Source organism: Sphingomonas sediminicola, from assembly GCF_014489515.1.
GTDB classification, from domain to species: Bacteria; Pseudomonadota; Alphaproteobacteria; order Sphingomonadales; family Sphingomonadaceae; genus Sphingomicrobium; species Sphingomicrobium sediminicola.
On record NZ_CP060782.1, the window covers coordinates 23,724 to 39,603 of the forward strand.

At 58.8% G+C, this 15,880-nt stretch carries 17 protein-coding genes and 1 pseudogene; 7 read left to right on the forward strand and 11 right to left on the reverse strand.

Annotation, left to right across the window (positions count from 1 at the left end; all coding sequences use genetic code 11):
* Window positions 1–140 precede the first annotated feature (140 nt).
* Window positions 141–401, forward strand: a complete 261-nt coding sequence (locus tag H9L14_RS00155; protein WP_281389472.1) for a LysR family transcriptional regulator — start codon at window positions 141–143, stop codon at window positions 399–401.
* A gap of 29 nt (window positions 402–430) precedes the next feature.
* Window positions 431–961 carry a LysR substrate-binding domain-containing protein gene (locus H9L14_RS00160; protein WP_343070269.1) on the forward strand — a complete coding sequence of 177 codons (531 nt, stop codon included), beginning with the start codon at window positions 431–433 and terminating at the stop codon, window positions 959–961.
* A gap of 1,006 nt (window positions 962–1,967) precedes the next feature.
* Here the strand turns inward: H9L14_RS00160 and H9L14_RS17215 are convergent.
* Window positions 1,968–2,213 carry a PilZ domain-containing protein gene (locus H9L14_RS17215; RefSeq protein WP_187708743.1) on the reverse strand — a complete coding sequence of 82 codons (246 nt, stop codon included), beginning with the start codon at window positions 2,211–2,213 and terminating at the stop codon, window positions 1,968–1,970.
* A gap of 1,376 nt (window positions 2,214–3,589) precedes the next feature.
* A pseudogene (locus H9L14_RS17220) lies at window positions 3,590–3,760 on the reverse strand (hypothetical protein); the annotation flags it as partial.
* Window positions 3,761–3,816: 56 nt separating this feature from the next.
* Between H9L14_RS17220 and H9L14_RS00180 the strand changes: the two are divergent.
* Window positions 3,817–4,539, forward strand: coding sequence for an oxygen-binding di-iron domain-containing protein (locus H9L14_RS00180; RefSeq protein WP_187708746.1), 723 nt, complete (start codon window positions 3,817–3,819; stop codon window positions 4,537–4,539).
* A 113-nt stretch (window positions 4,540–4,652) separates the two neighbouring features.
* Window positions 4,653–5,069: an NAD(+)--rifampin ADP-ribosyltransferase gene (gene arr, locus H9L14_RS00185; protein ID WP_187708747.1), complete on the forward strand. Its 417-nt coding sequence runs from the start codon at window positions 4,653–4,655 to the stop codon at window positions 5,067–5,069.
* A gap of 878 nt (window positions 5,070–5,947) precedes the next feature.
* Here the strand turns inward: arr and H9L14_RS17225 are convergent.
* From H9L14_RS17225 to H9L14_RS00200, 3 genes are all read right to left on the reverse strand, one after another.
* On the reverse strand, window positions 5,948–6,334 hold the full coding sequence (locus H9L14_RS17225; protein WP_187708748.1) for a PilZ domain-containing protein: 387 nt from the start codon (window positions 6,332–6,334) through the stop codon (window positions 5,948–5,950).
* A 105-nt stretch (window positions 6,335–6,439) separates the two neighbouring features.
* Window positions 6,440–7,867 (reverse strand): putative bifunctional diguanylate cyclase/phosphodiesterase, encoded by a 1,428-nt coding sequence (locus tag H9L14_RS00195; RefSeq protein ID WP_187708749.1) that lies wholly within the window; start codon window positions 7,865–7,867, stop codon window positions 6,440–6,442.
* Between the two features lie 2 nt (window positions 7,868–7,869).
* Entirely contained in the window at window positions 7,870–8,406 is a 537-nt protein-coding gene (locus H9L14_RS00200; protein WP_187708750.1) for a hypothetical protein, read from the reverse strand.
* A 1,033-nt stretch (window positions 8,407–9,439) separates the two neighbouring features.
* On the opposite strand from H9L14_RS00200, the gene H9L14_RS00205 reads away from it, so the two are divergent.
* The 3 genes from H9L14_RS00205 (at window position 9,440) to H9L14_RS00215 (ending at window position 10,862) form a co-directional block, all read left to right on the forward strand.
* Window positions 9,440–9,766: a hypothetical protein gene (locus H9L14_RS00205; protein WP_187710012.1), complete on the forward strand. Its 327-nt coding sequence runs from the start codon at window positions 9,440–9,442 to the stop codon at window positions 9,764–9,766.
* Entirely contained in the window at window positions 9,763–9,978 is a 216-nt protein-coding gene (locus H9L14_RS17230) for a MarR family transcriptional regulator (RefSeq protein WP_425506887.1), read from the forward strand. Before H9L14_RS00205 ends, H9L14_RS17230 begins: the two co-directional genes overlap by 4 nt.
* Window positions 9,979–10,529: 551 nt before the next feature.
* Window positions 10,530–10,862: a helix-turn-helix domain-containing protein gene (locus H9L14_RS00215; RefSeq protein WP_187708752.1), complete on the forward strand. Its 333-nt coding sequence runs from the start codon at window positions 10,530–10,532 to the stop codon at window positions 10,860–10,862.
* 137 nt (window positions 10,863–10,999) lie between these two features.
* Here the strand turns inward: H9L14_RS00215 and H9L14_RS00220 are convergent, their stop codons facing one another.
* The 6 genes from H9L14_RS00220 to H9L14_RS00245 form a co-directional block, all read right to left on the reverse strand.
* Entirely contained in the window at window positions 11,000–11,707 is a 708-nt protein-coding gene (locus H9L14_RS00220; protein ID WP_187708753.1) for a fimbrial biogenesis chaperone, read from the reverse strand.
* Window positions 11,698–13,041: a CS1-pili formation C-terminal domain-containing protein gene (locus H9L14_RS00225; protein WP_187708754.1), complete on the reverse strand. Its 1,344-nt coding sequence runs from the start codon at window positions 13,039–13,041 to the stop codon at window positions 11,698–11,700. The genes H9L14_RS00220 and H9L14_RS00225 overlap by 10 nt, the downstream gene beginning before the upstream one ends.
* The gene (locus H9L14_RS00230) at window positions 13,038–13,427 is read right to left on the reverse strand and encodes a TcfC E-set like domain-containing protein (protein ID WP_187708755.1); all 390 of its coding nucleotides are present in this window, start codon (window positions 13,425–13,427) and stop codon (window positions 13,038–13,040) included. The genes H9L14_RS00225 and H9L14_RS00230 overlap by 4 nt, the downstream gene beginning before the upstream one ends.
* Window positions 13,428–13,444: 17 nt before the next feature.
* Complete coding sequence (locus H9L14_RS00235) at window positions 13,445–14,059, reverse strand: hypothetical protein (RefSeq protein WP_187708756.1); 615 nt, start codon at window positions 14,057–14,059, stop codon at window positions 13,445–13,447.
* A 121-nt stretch (window positions 14,060–14,180) separates the two neighbouring features.
* A complete protein-coding gene (locus tag H9L14_RS00240) occupies window positions 14,181–14,756 on the reverse strand; it encodes a hypothetical protein (protein WP_187708757.1) in 576 nt (191 codons plus the stop codon).
* Between the two features lie 12 nt (window positions 14,757–14,768).
* A complete protein-coding gene (locus H9L14_RS00245; RefSeq protein ID WP_222949870.1) occupies window positions 14,769–15,263 on the reverse strand; it encodes a hypothetical protein in 495 nt (164 codons plus the stop codon).
* Between the last annotated feature and the right edge of the window lie 617 nt (window positions 15,264–15,880).

The window sequence follows — 15,880 nt, forward strand, 5'->3', positions numbered from 1 at the left end:
TAGACACGCCTTCAATGTTCGAGAATTATCTATTAGTGATCACTCGTTGCTTTGTTTACGCACATCAGCGGCAAGGTTGAGAGGAGCGCATCGCTGGCCAATCCACGTGATTATCCCTGTCAGTGGGATGACATCAGGACATTTGTCGCCGTTGCGGAAAGTGGCACCTTGTCGGGGCCGCCCGAAAATTGGGAGTCACTCATGCGACAATTTCCCGTCGGATAGCCGACCTTGAACGCGGGTTCGGAGGCGCGCCGCTCTTTGAGAAGTCCCGGCTAGGCTACATTCTTACGTCCAGCGGGCGTGCCGCCCTGCTTCACGCGAAGGCGATGTCGGCAGCGGCGGAAGGCTTCGCTCGTGAGGTCACTGACGCCGACGCGATGTCGGGTCTGTACGCGTAAGTGCGACGGCCGCGCTGATCGAATGGAAGATCGCAGCCGCCGTGTCCAAGTTGATTGACAAGTTCCCGCAGCTCGAAATCGAGGTGGTCGCGGAAAACCGCAACGTTAGCCTCGCGATGCGTGAAGCCGATATCGCGGTCAGGCTTGGACGACCGCGTTCAGGAGATGCCGTCGCTCGAAAGATCGGCACGATCAGCTATCGGCTGTTCGGCACAAGCAAGTACATCCGATCCAAACCGAGGGATTCTTATCGCGTCTTCACGTTCAGCGATCCTGTCAAGCGTGAAACGATCCCGCGGGCACTTGCCGCCCAAGTGCCAGGGCAAGAGGCACGGTTGGCACTGCCGTCTTTCACCGCTCAAGCGGCGGCGGCGCTGAGCGGAACCGGCCTTGCGATGCTTCCCATATTTCTAGGCTCACAGATGTCAGGGCTCGCAGTTGTCGATGAGCCGGAGACCGGCTGGGACCAGGAGGTTTGGCTGCTTACCCACCGAGATGCGCGGCGCTTCCAGCGAGTACGAATTGTGGCCGAGGCAATTGCCGCAACCTTCGAGGACTGACCTCTCTGCGTCCGCAATGGGCCGAAAGCAGACATTAGCCTTGGTCGGTTGATGCCGCTTCGCTCGCCCTTCGCCTGCGCTGCCCTGCGCGCCGCAGGAACTTGGTTTGGCTCCATTTCATAAGCAGCGCGGTCCAAACCAGAAATCCGACGCCAAGTGCCGCGCCGAGCCAGAGAACAGCCTCGCGTCTGCCACCGAGCTGGCCGAGCAGTAGGAGCATTGCAGCGAGAATAACCAGCGCTCCCTTTCCCCACATCGAAAGAAACAGTTTGCGACGAAAGGAGTGGCCAACTCTCTCTGCGAACGATGGCTTACCCTTCATGCGGTCACAATGCAGGTTGATCCTAATGTCCACAATGGGTCGGAAGCTGACATTGGCCGTGGGCAGAATTTGCTCTCAGTTTGCGGCCAACGCCCTGAGCGACCTCAAAAATGGATCGCGGTCAGATGAAACTCTGCATGCTATTAGGAATTGGTATGAGACTAGCATTCCTTTTGCCGGCACAAGCGATTTCTGCGTGTACCAAGGTCGTCCAAATCGAGGAGGCCAAGTTCAGTTATGTTAGCGCACGCTGACGATCCGTCTCATCTCAAGCGCCGGTTTTGGTGATGCCTACGGGGCTCTTGGAGATCAATTCCACTGCCGGTCGTTTGTTCATCGCGCTAGGGTTCTTTATCTTCGTCGGCTTCGGTTACGTGGCTTTGATGGTCCTCCATTCTGCGCACGATCAGCACAATCGAGGCTTGAGCAATCTCAATCCGTGCGGGTGCATGGCAGTGGCCTTCATCACGCTGCTGTTGACGGCTTGGGCGCGCGGCTGCGCATTGCGCTAAAGCTCGCAATACCCATCATGACCGCTCCGCGTCGAAGGGTCAGCGGACGTGCGGAACTGTTCGACGCCTTTTCCACTTTTCGATTGCACCTTGCGCTAAGGACGCTCCGGGACCCGCCGTCGCGTTTGGCAATGCCCCCGGCGTCGGCGAGTCTTATTGTTCGTCCATACATTCAGACGTCCAGCATCCCGCCCGCTCGACCCTTTTTCGCCCAACGGGTCGTGCCCCTTAGTCGCCCAAGCCCGAATATGCGGACCTCGATCCGTTCGCGTTCCACGAAATTGCATTTGGCGCTCACGCAAAAGCCGGAGTTAGAAAGATTCAGGAGTGTGCCCTGGACGATCGCGCCGTCGCCCCGCGCTATCCTGCAAGGCTCATTAGTGGAAACGCGATCCGGACGCTTTGGAAACTCGCTCATTGTCAGATTCCAACCAAGGCCAGCAGGCTCGGGCCACGCTACTTAAGATGACCTTAGGTTTGGACCGATCTGGAGCAATTTAGCCGGGCGGCATCAGTGAGGCCTGCTAGCCGGCGTTGCTCGTCAGCTAACGGGCCTCGGCTCATCCGCCTGTCTGCTAGACGATGAGGCGGTGAGCTTGGAAAACCCTGTGTCTGGCTTCGTAACCGATTCATTTACTCGCCTGATTATCCTGTTTCGAGAGCAGGAGCAGTTCCTCGATCTGGTCTAGCCGCTCACGACACTTCCTCAGAGCCATGCGCAAATTGTAGTTGGCGTTGCCCAGCTTGCGACCTCGATCGTCGCTATTTTCGGAAGTCACGCCCACCTCCAAGCTCGTCTTCAGAATGCTGAAGAGTGAAGAACGAAGTCAGCCTGCAATCCTCCAGCCACTGGTAAATCGCGGCCCTTCCTCGGACGGAAAGCCTCACATCGTCATATCCTGCCCTCCCCGGATCATCGTTGCGCTGGAGCAAGCCATCCCGTTCAAGGACGTCAATCCAACGGATGGCGGTTGGGGTCGGCGTTGCCGTTGCCTTCGCCAATTCCGTTGCGGTGACCATCTGTTCGCGCACGCTCGCGACGAACAAGACGAGCAACATATCCCAAGCGGGGTCCGAAAAGAGGGCAGGTCCGAAATGTTTTGCTCGGTAACTCCGAGCGCAAATGATCTGCGAAACAATCTCTGCGGCTTGGACTTGGCAGTTCGGTCGGTGCTCGGGCATCAACTCCTCTCAAGATAAGGAGAAACAACCCGCCAGCAGCGAAAAAGGAATTGGCAAGTGCCCGAGCTGCACTGGCCTTGACGCGACACACTGACGGACTTTTTGTGGCTCAGCAGCCGATCAATTGCAATCTGCAATCAACATGTGAGGCTCATCACCTAATTTCCGCCATGGGTCAAAAGGGACTTAAGCAGCCAACACTGCGCGAGACATCAAGACGGCGGCGTTCCTGACATCAGCCGATGTACTCAGGACTTTCCAACAACTGAAATTGAGTGCCACGGCAAGCAACGCGTGGGAGCGCTCATCTATGCCTTCGCCGAGGATTTCGGCCGCCCGCTCAAATGTCGGAGCCATTCGCAGATCTACAATTTCACGCGTCAGTTCGTGAACCTCCGCATCGCGAAGCACTGAGGAGGTAAGCTGCTCATTGCGCGCGTACCAACCGTAGATCTCCTGCAAACCGTGACGAATGCGCACGCGACCCGCGGGATGCTTCGCCCAGTTTTCCACATCCGGGAGCGGATCCCGGTCCAGCGCCAAAGACGAGCAAGCGTTCATCAGGCTCCGATCGTCCGGGAAATGCGCATAGAAGGTGTGTCGCTGGACGCCGGCCCGTTCGGCAATTTGGGCGATGGTGGTACGCGCGGGACCGACGCTAGCGTGAAGATCGACAGCCGCTTCGACGATTCGCCGCTTGGTCAGCTCCTGCTTCTCAGCGCGCTTGCCAAGCCTGTATTGGCGCGTTTTCGATACACGCGGCTGTGCATTTGAATTTGACATGGGGAAAGATTAATTGCACTGACATGTGCAGTCAATTCGAATCAGGGAGAACGTCCGTGACTGCCCAAGTTACCGAGCTTGCCGACGGAATCTTTCGGATGTCTGTGCTCGTGCCCGAGATGGGATCGCCGGAGGGTTTCGTTTTCAACAGCTTCCTCATTGTCGACGAGGAGCCATTGCTCTTCCACGCCGGTCAGCGCGGCATGTTCCCGTTGTTCCGCGAAGCCGTTGCCTCAGTGATGCCCGTGGATCGCTTGCGGTGGATCAGTTTCGGGCACGTCGAAGCAGACGAGTGCGGAGCCATGAACCTATGGCTTCAGGCGGCTCCGCAAGCAGAGGTCGCGCATGGCACCACCGCCTGCATGGTTTCGCTTAACGATCTCGCCGATCGTCCTCCCCGCTGCTTATCGGATGGTGAATTGATAACATCCGGCCTCCGTCGCGTCCGTTATATCGACACGCCGCACGTACCGCACGCGTGGGAGTCAGGCGTTGTGTTCGAGGAGACAAGCGGCATTCTTTTCTGCGGGGATTTGTTCACGCAGTTCGGGAGTCAAGCCACGACCTGGGACGATATCGTCCCTGCAGCCATAGCGGCAGAGGAATCATTTCACTCGTCGAGCGTTGGGCCCGCCACCGCGCCCACGCTTCGGCGGCTCGCGGAATTGAAGCCAGCTACGCTGGCCCTCATGCACGGCCCGACTTTTTTCGGAGAAGGCGCAGACGCACTTGATCGACTTGCGGATTATTACGCTGGGCTGCTGAAAGCGGCTGCCTGATCCGCCATTCTCGGACCGTGCCCAAGATCAACGAATGTCGGCAACGGGTGGAAGGCGGTCATCTGATCGTCTAGCCGGGGCACTCCGGACCTGACGAGGAGCCCGACGAACTTATGTACGCCAAAGACGTTGCTGCCGGCACGATCTTCTACCACGGCACCAAGGCAGATCTGAGCGTCGGCGATCTGCTCGGACCCGGCTACGGAAGCAATTTCGTGGAGCGCGGGCTGAAGCACATTTACTTTACGGCCACGCTCGAAGCGGCGACGTGGGGTGCGGAACTCGCCAAGGGAGAGGGACGCGGAAGGATCTACACTGTCGAGCCGACCGGGCCCTTCGATGACGACCCCAACCTCACGGACAAGAAATTCCCTGGCAATATGACCGCTTCCTATCGCTCACTCGACCCGCTGCGAGTGACTGGGGAAGTCGAGGACTGGGTTGGCCATTCGCACGAACGGCTTGAGGAAATGCGAGAGAATATCGCGCGTCTGCACGAGGCAGGGACCGCCAAGATTATTGAGGACTGAAGATCCAATCCGACATGTCCGCAATGGGTCGAAGGCGGACATTAGCCCTGGCGTTTAGCGATCTCTCCAAGAAACGTCGGCGATAGCACTCCTGAAACCAGCTCAGGTTTCAACGGTTCGTTCCCGCGTGGTGGGTGATGAACAACAGGGATAAGCGAGGATCACTACACGAAATGGGCGCGGCCGCGCGCCGGGTCTCCGAGGAGTACGTTGGCATTGCTTTGAAGCAAGCGTTTCCCCTGCCTAAATCTGGAAAGTTCCGCGATTTGTTAGAAGCGATCAATTCCTCCGAGCCATCAGTAGGCGGAAGGGCGGGGCCGACCGCGACTAGACGAGCGGACGTCGACGCGAGCTGTGGCGACCTTATTGGTGCTCAATCAGGCGCAAGAGGACGGGCCGGCCGTCTTCGCCAACGCGATGAACTTCCCGGCGCTCATGATTGCCAGTCCGCGACCAAGTCTCCTCAGTCACTGTAGATGCTCTTTCCACCCTTACGGTGACTTTAGCAGACTGCTGTCGGGGCGGGGGGACTGTTCGACTAGGTCAGCAAGAAGAAGGAGCCAAAGCATAGCATACCGATCGCCGGTGGCTGCTTACGCGAACCCTTCACCTTCCTCCGTTCCGGATCAGTTCTCGGAAATCATTTGTGAAATGCGCCCCGCCGCGGGCCTTCCAAAATAGCGTCAGTCTGGTTCCGATCTTGCGGGAACCCTGCTGGGATCTTTTGGAGCGGGCTTTCGAAAGCAATCGATCTGTGTCTCGGACGATCCGATTGCCGGCAACTGCTGCGCGAGAGTGATCTTGTCAGCGCCCCGAAACTGCCTTTGGGTACCTCCTGGGGTTTCGTCTGATCTGACGATGCGCGCGGGGAACGCTGATCAGTCTGCGGCGAGATTTCCTAATGCAAGAATCTCAGCTTCTGTAACTTGCTCGATGTCGCCAAAGCCCGATCGAGCCCGAGCCCAATCCGAAAGCAGCTTGGAGGGAAGCTTAAGCTCGAAGGAAACACCCGCATTATACGAATCCGTCCAGCGGAGTTGGCATCGAAGCGCAGGGAGATCCGGCAAGCGGAGGATGACATGTCCGACCCTACGGATCGGAGTGAGTGTCCGTAGCTTCGCCCCGCCCTGGGAGATATTGTGGAGGTAGCCGGCATATTGCCTGTTTCCGATGCGAATTCTCGCCCTGCAAAGGATTTGGATCCGCGCGAACTCGCGACGCTGCGGATGCTCAGTCGCCCAGGTCTCAGGGTGCGAATGAAACATTCCGGCGTGCCGTCCTGCGTTGGCGAACAACGGCACTCATACCCGGTCAGCGCGAACGGACCCTTAACAACTCATCCGCATCGGAACGACGAGAACTTCTAATTCTCAAGCAGCCCGTCGACCATGCTGCTTCTCTCCGATGGTCCTGCCGGCCCTTCCAGTTAGCACTTGCCGCACGTCCTCGGCGGTCGTGGGTCGCTGAAGCCAGAAGCCTTGGCCCGCCGTACAGCCAAGTTCGGTTACGAGAGTCAGCAGCGTTTCGCTCTCTACGTGCTCGGCGACACTGGACACGCCGAGCAAGTCGCATAGCCCAATTACTGCTCTCAGCAGGCGCTTTCCATCCGCGCTCTCCTGAGCTGCTGTTACGAGCGCACCGTCGAGCTTTATCTGGTCGAACCGTAGCTCGCGAAGATATCCGATTGAAGCATAGCCCGCGCCGAAGTCGTCCAGAACAATCGTGACTCCAGCCTTCCTCAGACGCCTCAGATTACCGCGCGCACGTTCAAAATCGGCAAGTAGCGCTGTCTCCGTCACTTCGACCTGAAGCCGTGAGGTCTCAAGCCCGGCGACGACGAGCTGGGCCAAAATCAACTCGGCGAATCCCGCAGTGCACAATTCAACGGCACTTAAGTTGAAAGACAGCTTTATCTCGTCCGGCCACTTGCGAGTTTCGTGGAATGCCATGGCCAACAGATGGCTGTTAAGGCGGTCGATCAAGCCCAGCTGCTCGGCGATCGGTACAAATTCCGACGGTGTGACCGACCCGAGATCCTCGTCTTTCCAGCGGGCCAGGGCTTCAAGTGCGATGATCTTGTTTCGCCTCAAGTCGACAATGGGTTGGAACACCAGCGACAGATTGCGCTCGACACCCGTTGTCTGAAGCGCGCGCTCAATCTGCAATCGCCGAAGTCTGGGCGCCTCCATTCGGTGCTCGAATACAATGAGATGGTCCGGCGATCCGTCTTTAGCTTGATAAAGCGCAAGATCGGCGTCGGCCATCACGCGGGATGGCGACCGATCGTCTTCGGGCTTTGATAAGGCCAAGCCGCAGCAGGCGGACACGTCGAACTGCCGTCCGTCGATTACCAATGGACGGCTTACCTCGCGAAGAATTTCGGATCCCATTGCGCGCGCTCGGGCAGCCTGGCTGACACCCGGAAAGAAAATCCCGAATTCGTCCCCGCCAAGGCGCGCGACAAGCCCAGAGGCCCCGGCTGCCCGAACGAGGCGGGCCGCGACTTCCTGGAGCAGACGATCGCCAGCCTCGTGCCCGAACATGTCGTTGACCGCCTTGAACCGGTTGAGATCGAGGAGTGCGAGCGCGAACCAGTCCTTGTGCTTTTTCTTTTCGATCTCCGCTTCGAGCGCCGCGACGAAAGCGCGACGATTGGGAAGGCCGGTCAAAAAATCGGTAGTCGCTGCATGAACTGCTTCCTGATGAGCGTGCTCGGCGAGCACCTGCTGATTCGAAATCAATTCGCGTGAGCGGATCACGTCCTCGAGATGCCGGCTGTGAAGTGTCACCAACTTCATTGTCAGGACGGCGACCACGACCAACCCGAAGGCAGCCCAAGCGAACTGTGAATTTCCCGACAGGATTGAAGCCAACGATAGGGTACGATGATCAATAAGAGCGGTATGCGCCCGGCCACTGGCAAAGCTGTCAGCCCATATGAGACGCCAATTGCGGTGAGACCGCCAAACAGCATGACCGCCATGTGTGATGCATCGTCGCCGACATGGAGGAGGTAGAGGCAGCGGGCACAGACCGTCAGGCAAACGGCTGCCGCAAACCATACGGTTTGCTGCATGCGCCTGACCATTTGCTCATGGCTCGGCTGGGTGCCCATGCAATACCAATTGAAAAGGCGAACAAACCCGCAGGTGGCGATGATGGTGGGAAGGTTGAGGCCGATTTCGATCCGACCTGCGGTCGACAGCTCCATCCCGGACAGGTTCACGAAGCCCAGCAGGTAAATAATCGGGACCTGTCTTCGCAGGGAAAGGTAGCGCTCTTCGATCAGCGCACGGCCCGACGCCGTTGCGAGATCGACGTCCAGAAATCGTTGCATCACCTTTGCAAACATCTTCGGCCGGTGTGTCCAGTTCGGCCCGACAGAGTGCAAGGCCACAGGCTTGGCGCTTGCCTTACGATCCTGAAATAAATGGTAAAACTTCGTTCAATCCGGACTAATTGTTTCGCGCGCCCATACGGTTCGGCGCGATCAAGGGCAGGCCTTCAGGCGAGAGATGCCTGCTCCAACGAGCGTGCCAGTGCCTCGATCCTGAGCAAGTCCTCCGCCAGTTCGACGGACATGTTTGGGAGCAAAGCGACGCGCTCGCAAATCTGAAGAAGCTCATCGGCAATGCCCTTGACGGAATTCGCTCGATCGAAAGACCGCCCAAGCCAATGCGATTCTGCACCGCTCCGAAGCTGCGCAATCGTAGCATCAATCCTTAACTGCGCTTCGGATCCGGCGCGCTTAACCCACTCCTGAACGAGAATGGTGTGGTCAAACCGGAGACCGCAGAATTTGCCATTCTGCCAGGCAATCTCGCCTTGGACGCAGAGGCTGCCGCGACGAAGCTGCGCTTTGCGCCCCTCCTCGGGAAGTCATGACCCTCGAGGAGGGCTCCGTTGACCGACAAGTTGCGTATGCGAACGGGGCGCGATGCGCCCTCTCCCGCCAAAGCGGCAGTCAAGAAGACATTCGATCGCGGGCTTGATCGCGACTCATTTCCACGGACGGTCGACTGCACTTTAAGATCTTTCAATGCATCGACAAGAATGCCCCAAACGATTGAGAATATGGTAAATTCTGATCCACTTTGGAGCTAATCTGGGATAATCTGCGGGGTTGAACTCACTCATCATTGCTAGGATTTGAAACCCGCCTTTGGCGTGCTCCCATCAAGGCTTCGATCCATGAGCCTGTTGGGAACAGACCTCCGCAAGATCGCCGGATCAGCAGTCGAGTTTCGTTGCAGGACTTCACCGCCTCCCTCTGATCGCTTGCTATCGAACTTAAGGCTCTTTAGGCCGTTGATGCTCGGTAAGGCTCTAATATTGGCGTCGGTCTTCTCAGATCGCCACAGGAATTGGCATTGTCCGAACCGAAGCCCAAGCTGCCCGCTACCAAGCGCGATCTGGCGAAGAGCGTCACCCTGTCAGGACGTGACCTCGAAGATGCCAGGAGGCTTATTGCGCTGCTCTCCGAGGAGGAGGAAAACCAGGGCACGGCCAGCGAGCTCGCTCGCCTGGCCCTTGCCCGGCGCCCCACGCGGCAGGAGCAGCTCGAGTTAAGAGCCAGAGAAATCCTGGCTCTCCGGCAAAAGCGTGCTGAGTTGCTCGGCCTTCAATGTTCGGTGAACCAGCATGGGAGATGCTTCTTCAGCTCTACGCAATGGCTGGAGCATCGCGTCAATCAATGAGCCGGCTGGCTCAGTTGTCAGGGACGTCCAAAGCAACTGCTCTCAGGTGGATAGACTATCTGCTCGACCGGGGCCTGATCAGTCGTCAACCACACCCGACCGACCTGCGAACCGCCTTCGTTGAATTGACTGACAAGGGCGGGAGAAGCTTGAGGCCTACCTCGCGGATACCATTAATTTTACCGAATAGAAGTAACCCCAATTTATGTTAAAAGGCTTAGGGGGAGCGCATTCGGTTTTGCCGACGGCGCCATTCTGCTCGGGGCAAAATTGCTAGCGACCTGCGAAGACTCGGACCGCTCGTTCCATGATCACCATCGTGACCGTGCGCTACAGCTATTGACGGCTGCCCTGGAGATCTTGGACGAGCATGCTGACCTCCCAGAGGTAGGCGCTAGGCTCCAAGGGTTATCGACGCCCTCGCCCCGAGGATTCCGAGAGGTCGCGCCCGGCTGCCCTGAACGCAGGCGTGGAGGGCGACGCAACGAACTTCAGCGAGGTTCTGGTCGCCCGGGGCTTTCCAGATTGCTTCAAATTGAACCGAATATCGGTCCAACCTGAACCAAAGTTTTACAGTCGAATTAGCGATGTTGGTTAATTGTCTCTCCATCGAGAATATGGAGGAGGTCAATCTCATGCGGTCGGCGTCCCAAGAAGCGTTTGCTGAATTCCGCCCGGTTCATCAGGACCAACAACGCAAACTTCATCATCAGCTGGCGAAGGACACACGGCCTAAGAGGGCGGAAGTGACGAGGCGCGATGGTTGCGCAATGTCCTGCGGGCGAGGGCTGCGCGGGCTGAGTTCTTCAGCGGGCATCTATTTGCGGATCCGGCCTGGGACATGCTTCTCAGCCTCTATTCCGCGGAGCTCGAGCAGAAGCGCGTATCGGTCAGCAGCCTTTCGCTGGCGTCGGGAGTTCCGGCTACCACGGCGCTCCGGTGGATCAGCGCCCTTCAGAAGAATGGCCTGATCGTGCGCCAACCTGATCAATTCGACGGCCGGCGAATCTTTGTCGCCCTATCTTCTGAAGGATCCCGAGCGGTTCGTGCGTACTTCAACAGCCTGCCGGCTGCGCTATATCCTTTTAGCGCATAACGGGTTGCAATGTTGGATTGCAGCGGCAATCGGAAATCATCAGCTGCCGAATCGACGAGAGCGAGCGTTACTCGGAGCGCTCGCCCTTAGTTATAACGTCGATAAGTATTTGCGCTCTACCACGACACAGCTTTCGATCAGAATTTGCGTCGGGTTGACTGGCCGTCGGATATCACGGAATATTCGACAGGTAAGTTGGACTTCAGCTGTTGTGTCCACTCCGCTCCAGCGTAGAGGCGCTTACTTGGAAGATCGACGCAGTTCTTTCCGCTTGAATCGCATTGCTTGCCATCGGCCAATTCAAGACTTGTATTGCCATCATTTCTCAAGGTCAGGTGATTGTCGGACCGACTGGCGCTGAGGCTCGGATGAGGGGTTGCTGGCTTAACGAGCACCAAGACATCGTAGCCAATGAGCAGCTTCAGGCCGGTCTCTGCAGAAGAGATGCTTCCCACCACCGGCTTCACGGTAATGCGATATACTCTCTCCCGATCCTGGCGAGGACCGATGGCAGCCACTCGGACCAATTTGCGCTGCCCAGGCTCTAGGATCAGACGGGCCGGCGATACCAGAAGTCCCCGTTTTTCCGGGTCTGGTTCTGCGCTACGTGACTCGGCGGCTGTTCCGGGAGCCAAGATCTCGCTCGGCTCGGCAACGACGTAGGCCCGCTCGTCGGAGTTGTTCCAAATCTCGATGTCATCGCGTTCTTTCGATGTGACGCCGAGGTTCACGATCAGCTGACTTAGCACCAGCTCCGCATGAGCCGGGGACGCGGGCAAGGCGATTGAGGCGAGCATCAAGAGCGCCGCACCGACGTGAAACTCGCGCAGGTTCTTTATCGGCACACAACCCTCCCGAGCGACGCATAATCGCTTTGGACTTGCGCTCCCACAAGCGGAACCCCGCAGGTCTCATTCGCGCCGAACTTGAATGTTAGCGGCTCGTTGGCTTCCACGTCGATCTGGAAATAGCCTTCATCGTCGGTCTGGCCAACGCCTCGACGTGTTGAAATGCTGGCGTTCGCGAGCGGTCGGCCATTCGCCAGGAAGGCTTGACCGAACACTGTGCTCACCTGCTCCGCAGTCCAATTCAGGTGCTCTACATTTCCCGGAAAGAGCGTGATCTTCCGGACGGCTGAATCATAGTCGACCGCTGACGAGCCGACTGGCCGAAGCCGCAGATTGTAGGACCGGTAGGCCTCGAGGAAAATCGGCAGGCGCCTCCCTGCTGAGACGCGCCCGCGAGCGATCTCGTCGATGAGGACGTCGAACGCGGCATCCTTGGCAGAGCCAGCCATCGAAGCGATGACTGCGCTTTGATTGAGGTCACGGCCGCCAATTTCAACGGCCTTTGAGCCAAGAGCAATTCCGGTCTGGAGAGTAAGCCCGAATTGCGTGCCGCCGTTCCCTTCCAGACTGTGAAGTACTTCTACGCGGCCGCTGCCCAGCTGATTGGCCACAAATGCATTAGCTCGGGCGGTCGACGTGTCCACGTCGCGCTGCAACGCGCCTTCGAGCGATACCTGGGTGCGCTCATCGTCCTGGTAGAACCACTGACCGCTAAGGCTTCCAACCTGGCGAGACCTCGATCCTCGCGTTCCACCATCTTTCAAGGTGGCATGTCCGATAGTGGACAGGGTTGAGAAGCCGCCGGCGGTGTAAAGCACCCTGAAGCCGGCGAATGCCGACGTCGTTGTGCGGCTCTTTTGGGCATCGGCCTGAACGATGACCTGGAGACCGCCCTGGCGCACAATCGGCCAGGAAAGGCTCGGGCCGATGGTGTAGTCCGACTTGAAACCACGGTCATGCCGATAGGAACCCGTGACGCTCAGGAGGGCGCTCCCAAGCGAGTAGGTGAGGGTTCCGCTCGCCTGGGTGTAGGAACTGGCAGCAACCTGGGCGCCGGTAACGGGTGTCGGGCCAAAGTTGTCGACGTAGGACGGCAGCGGAAGGAGGGGCTCGCCATTGCTGCTCCACACCCGTCGCACGTCGAAGTTGAAATTGAGCGGACCTGTTCCGGCAGATCCCAACTGGAGCAAGGCTCCCTTGCTCCCGTCGCTCGACATCAGGCCCGCGGCCCGAGCGCGTCCGAAGGACGTGATAAGCCATCCGCCAACCTGGAGCATGGCCTTCTTCTCGGTGCCGAGGATCGCAGCGTCGATCGCCGTTGACTCGCTCAAGCGACGCGCCCCACCGACCTGGTAGTAGAGGCTTTTCGACAGGCTGATCGGCTGGTTGTGCTGCGTGTTTGCAAGAAGCCCCGCGTAAGCGAAATAGACCAGCTGTCCCTGCGGGCGATTTGGGCATTCTTGACGAAAAAGCGCCGCTCCTCGCGAACCGCACCGCTGGCTTCCCGGATCCTGAGGACAAGTGGGTAAGAGCCATCGGGCAGGTTCGACGTGTCGACCGAGTTGTTGCCAGCTTCGTAGCTGCCCGACGTCACGAGCCGGTTATCCACGAGGATCTCCACGCGCGCCGGCTGGCCCAGAAAGATGATGAGGGGCGTAGCCTCGAGGCTATCGGCATCCGCGCGAGTGTCGAACTGCGTTGCAAATCCGAAACCCATTATGCGTCGGCGGCCGGTCAGGTCGGCGCCGGGGCCCAGAACAGGCCGCCAGAGTAGCGATGGCGCCTCGTATCGACCTCGGCGACGAGATCGTCGAAGACGAGGCCCAGGTCCGAAGCGATCGAACTGTCGCTCCGGATTCTCGCGTTCTGAAAGCCGATGATGGTACGGTTCTGAATATTGAAACTGGTCGACCCCCTGGTTGACCCCGCAATTGCTGCCCCGATCGAACTTGTGAGAGAAAGCGGGGCAGTTGGAGTCGCGAGGTAGATCTCATCGCTTTGAGTGACCTCCAGCGCGCTCGGGTGGACGAAAAGATCGAGCCGGAAACGGTCTTGGTCGAAGATGATGCCTACGAGGTCCGGCTTGAGCTCGCCGCAGTGCCCGGAATTGGTCTGCGAGCAGGCAAGGCCCGCATTGTCCTTGAGCTCTGCCGTCAGGGAGGTGACGAGGGCAGGCGACGACTTGAGATGCGGAACCAGGCCGATGATTTGGTCCGGATTACGAAACCGCACGACTCCAGGCTTGGCGACAATTTGAGCTTCGCCAATCTTCCGACCGCCGAAATAGAGATCGACCACCAAATCGCGGGGCTGCTCCAGTTCGCTGAAGCCGGCGGGTGGCGACGTCATCTCGAAACCGAGGCTAGCGGAGTTGGAGTTCTCCGCATGCGCAACGGCGGGCGCGAGGGTTGCCGCAGAGGCCAGCAGCATCCGGGTCAAAGTGGAAGATTTTCGACCGAGCATGGGAAAGCTATTCCGGCCCGACCAGCAACGTCAGCGTCCCGGAATAAGAACCGGCTCGCGCGCTGGACAATTCCGAGCTGCGAAGGACCAGGATCAAGCTGGCGCTAGTCGCTGGACCGCTGTTGCAGGTTTGCTGGGTCGCCGAGCTTATTAGCCCGGTCAATGTGACGTTGGGGCTAAGCTGGGTCCCTGACGACTGGTTCGGCGCCTGATTCCATTGCACTTCGTAGTTGAGCAGGAAGGAGCCGGACGTGAGGCTGAACGCACCTCCCGGCGCAGAGCCCGACGCAGTGATCCGGTAACCCTGGATGGCGGTGTTGGCATAAACACAAAGGCTTTGGCTGCTGGTCGCATCCGCGCCGACGTTTGCGATCGCGCCAAACGCTACGTCGCTCAGCTTCGTGATTCGGACATTGTTGCTCTGGGCGTGCAGCGGTGACGCAGCGAGCGCGGCCGCCAGCAACGCACCTCGAGCGACTGCACCGAGGCGGCTGTTAAGCCGAACGCGAAGAGAAGAAATGCCGGGGCGCAGCGAGGCGCTTGGCGTCGTGCAAATGACGACGGCAGAGGCCTGCTGCGCCACCGGAAAGCAATGCTATTCGGGGGCAACCAGAAGCGTCAGCGTACCGCTGTAACTCGTCGACGCTTGCATGGTTTGCAGATCGGAGCTGAGGATCTTGACGATCAGGCTCGCGCTCGAGGACGGACCGGACGCGCAGTTCGCGTTGGTCGCCGTCGAGGTCAGTCCGGTGAAGGCGACGCCGTTCGTCAGCGCTGACCCCGTCGACTGTCCAGAGCTCGCGCTCCATTCGACGGCATAGGGGACGCTGAGCGACGCATTGGCCAGCGTGAATGCACCGGCAGTTCCGCTACCCGAGGCCGTTACCCTGTATCCCTTTGTGCTGGTGTTGCTCCAGACGCAGACGTTCTGGGCATTCGAGGCGTCGACGCTTGGATCGGCATTCGTGAATGCCACGTCGCTCAGTCCGCTAATGCGAACCCGGTTTGCAATCGATGCCGAGATAGACACCGAGCCCGTCGAAGTCGCTCCCAGGCTGCCCTGAGTCGCCGCATTCGCAGTTCCCGCCATCGAAACGGCAAGGGCTGCCACCGCGGCCATTTGTCCAACTTTGTGCCACGAAAGCATGGCTAATTCCTCATCCGCTAGTCCCATCCAAAATGGATGTATTGCGGGGCTTACGGGAATCCTCTTAACGAACCGTCAACGAAGGCTGTTTAGCGCGAAGTTTACGCCTTAGGGTTAAAACCCCAGCTTTCCAGGCGCTTGCTTATTCTGGCGCCAAGATCAGCAATGCCGGACCCGTCGAAGGTATCTCACCTCCGGGGACGTCCAACGCCAGATTAACATCGCTCCCTGCCTTGTTGCATTCCAGGATCGAACTCCGCGCGATCGCACTCAGGGGCTTGCCTTCAGCCAACCGCATTGAAGAGGTGTCCGACATTACGGGAGTAGCTATCCTGTTGCCGACCGCACCTCCCGGTTCGAGCCAGCTATGGGCCAGGCTCGACAGTGTGACTGTGTAACGGCGGAGCGTTGAACTGGACCAAATGCAAAATGAGTTCGCGCTACCAGCGCCCCGGCCGGCTCGAAGCGATGCTGGAGCGCGAATTCCCATGCGCGGGGCCACGCTGGCTTCTATGCGGATGCTCGCACTGGACGTCGTGCCGATGCGACCGCCGGGGATT

Coding starts and splice junctions, on each gene's coding strand:
- H9L14_RS17215 (WP_187708743.1), bottom strand. CDS start 2,213: ATGAGCGAGTTTCCAAAGCGTCCGGATCGCGTTTCCACTAATGAGCCT.
- arr (WP_187708747.1), top strand. CDS start 4,653: ATGTACGCCAAAGACGTTGCTGCCGGCACGATCTTCTACCACGGCACC.
- H9L14_RS17225 (WP_187708748.1), bottom strand. CDS start 6,334: ATGTTTCATTCGCACCCTGAGACCTGGGCGACTGAGCATCCGCAGCGT.
- H9L14_RS00195 (WP_187708749.1), bottom strand. CDS start 7,867: ATGAAGTTGGTGACACTTCACAGCCGGCATCTCGAGGACGTGATCCGC.
- H9L14_RS00200 (WP_187708750.1), bottom strand. CDS start 8,406: ATGCAACGATTTCTGGACGTCGATCTCGCAACGGCGTCGGGCCGTGCG.
- H9L14_RS17230 (WP_425506887.1), top strand. CDS start 9,763: ATGAGCCGGCTGGCTCAGTTGTCAGGGACGTCCAAAGCAACTGCTCTC.
- H9L14_RS00230 (WP_187708755.1), bottom strand. CDS start 13,427: ATGGGTTTCGGATTTGCAACGCAGTTCGACACTCGCGCGGATGCCGAT.
- H9L14_RS00235 (WP_187708756.1), bottom strand. CDS start 14,059: ATGACGTCGCCACCCGCCGGCTTCAGCGAACTGGAGCAGCCCCGCGAT.
- H9L14_RS00245 (WP_222949870.1), bottom strand. CDS start 15,263: ATGGCGGGAACTGCGAATGCGGCGACTCAGGGCAGCCTGGGAGCGACT.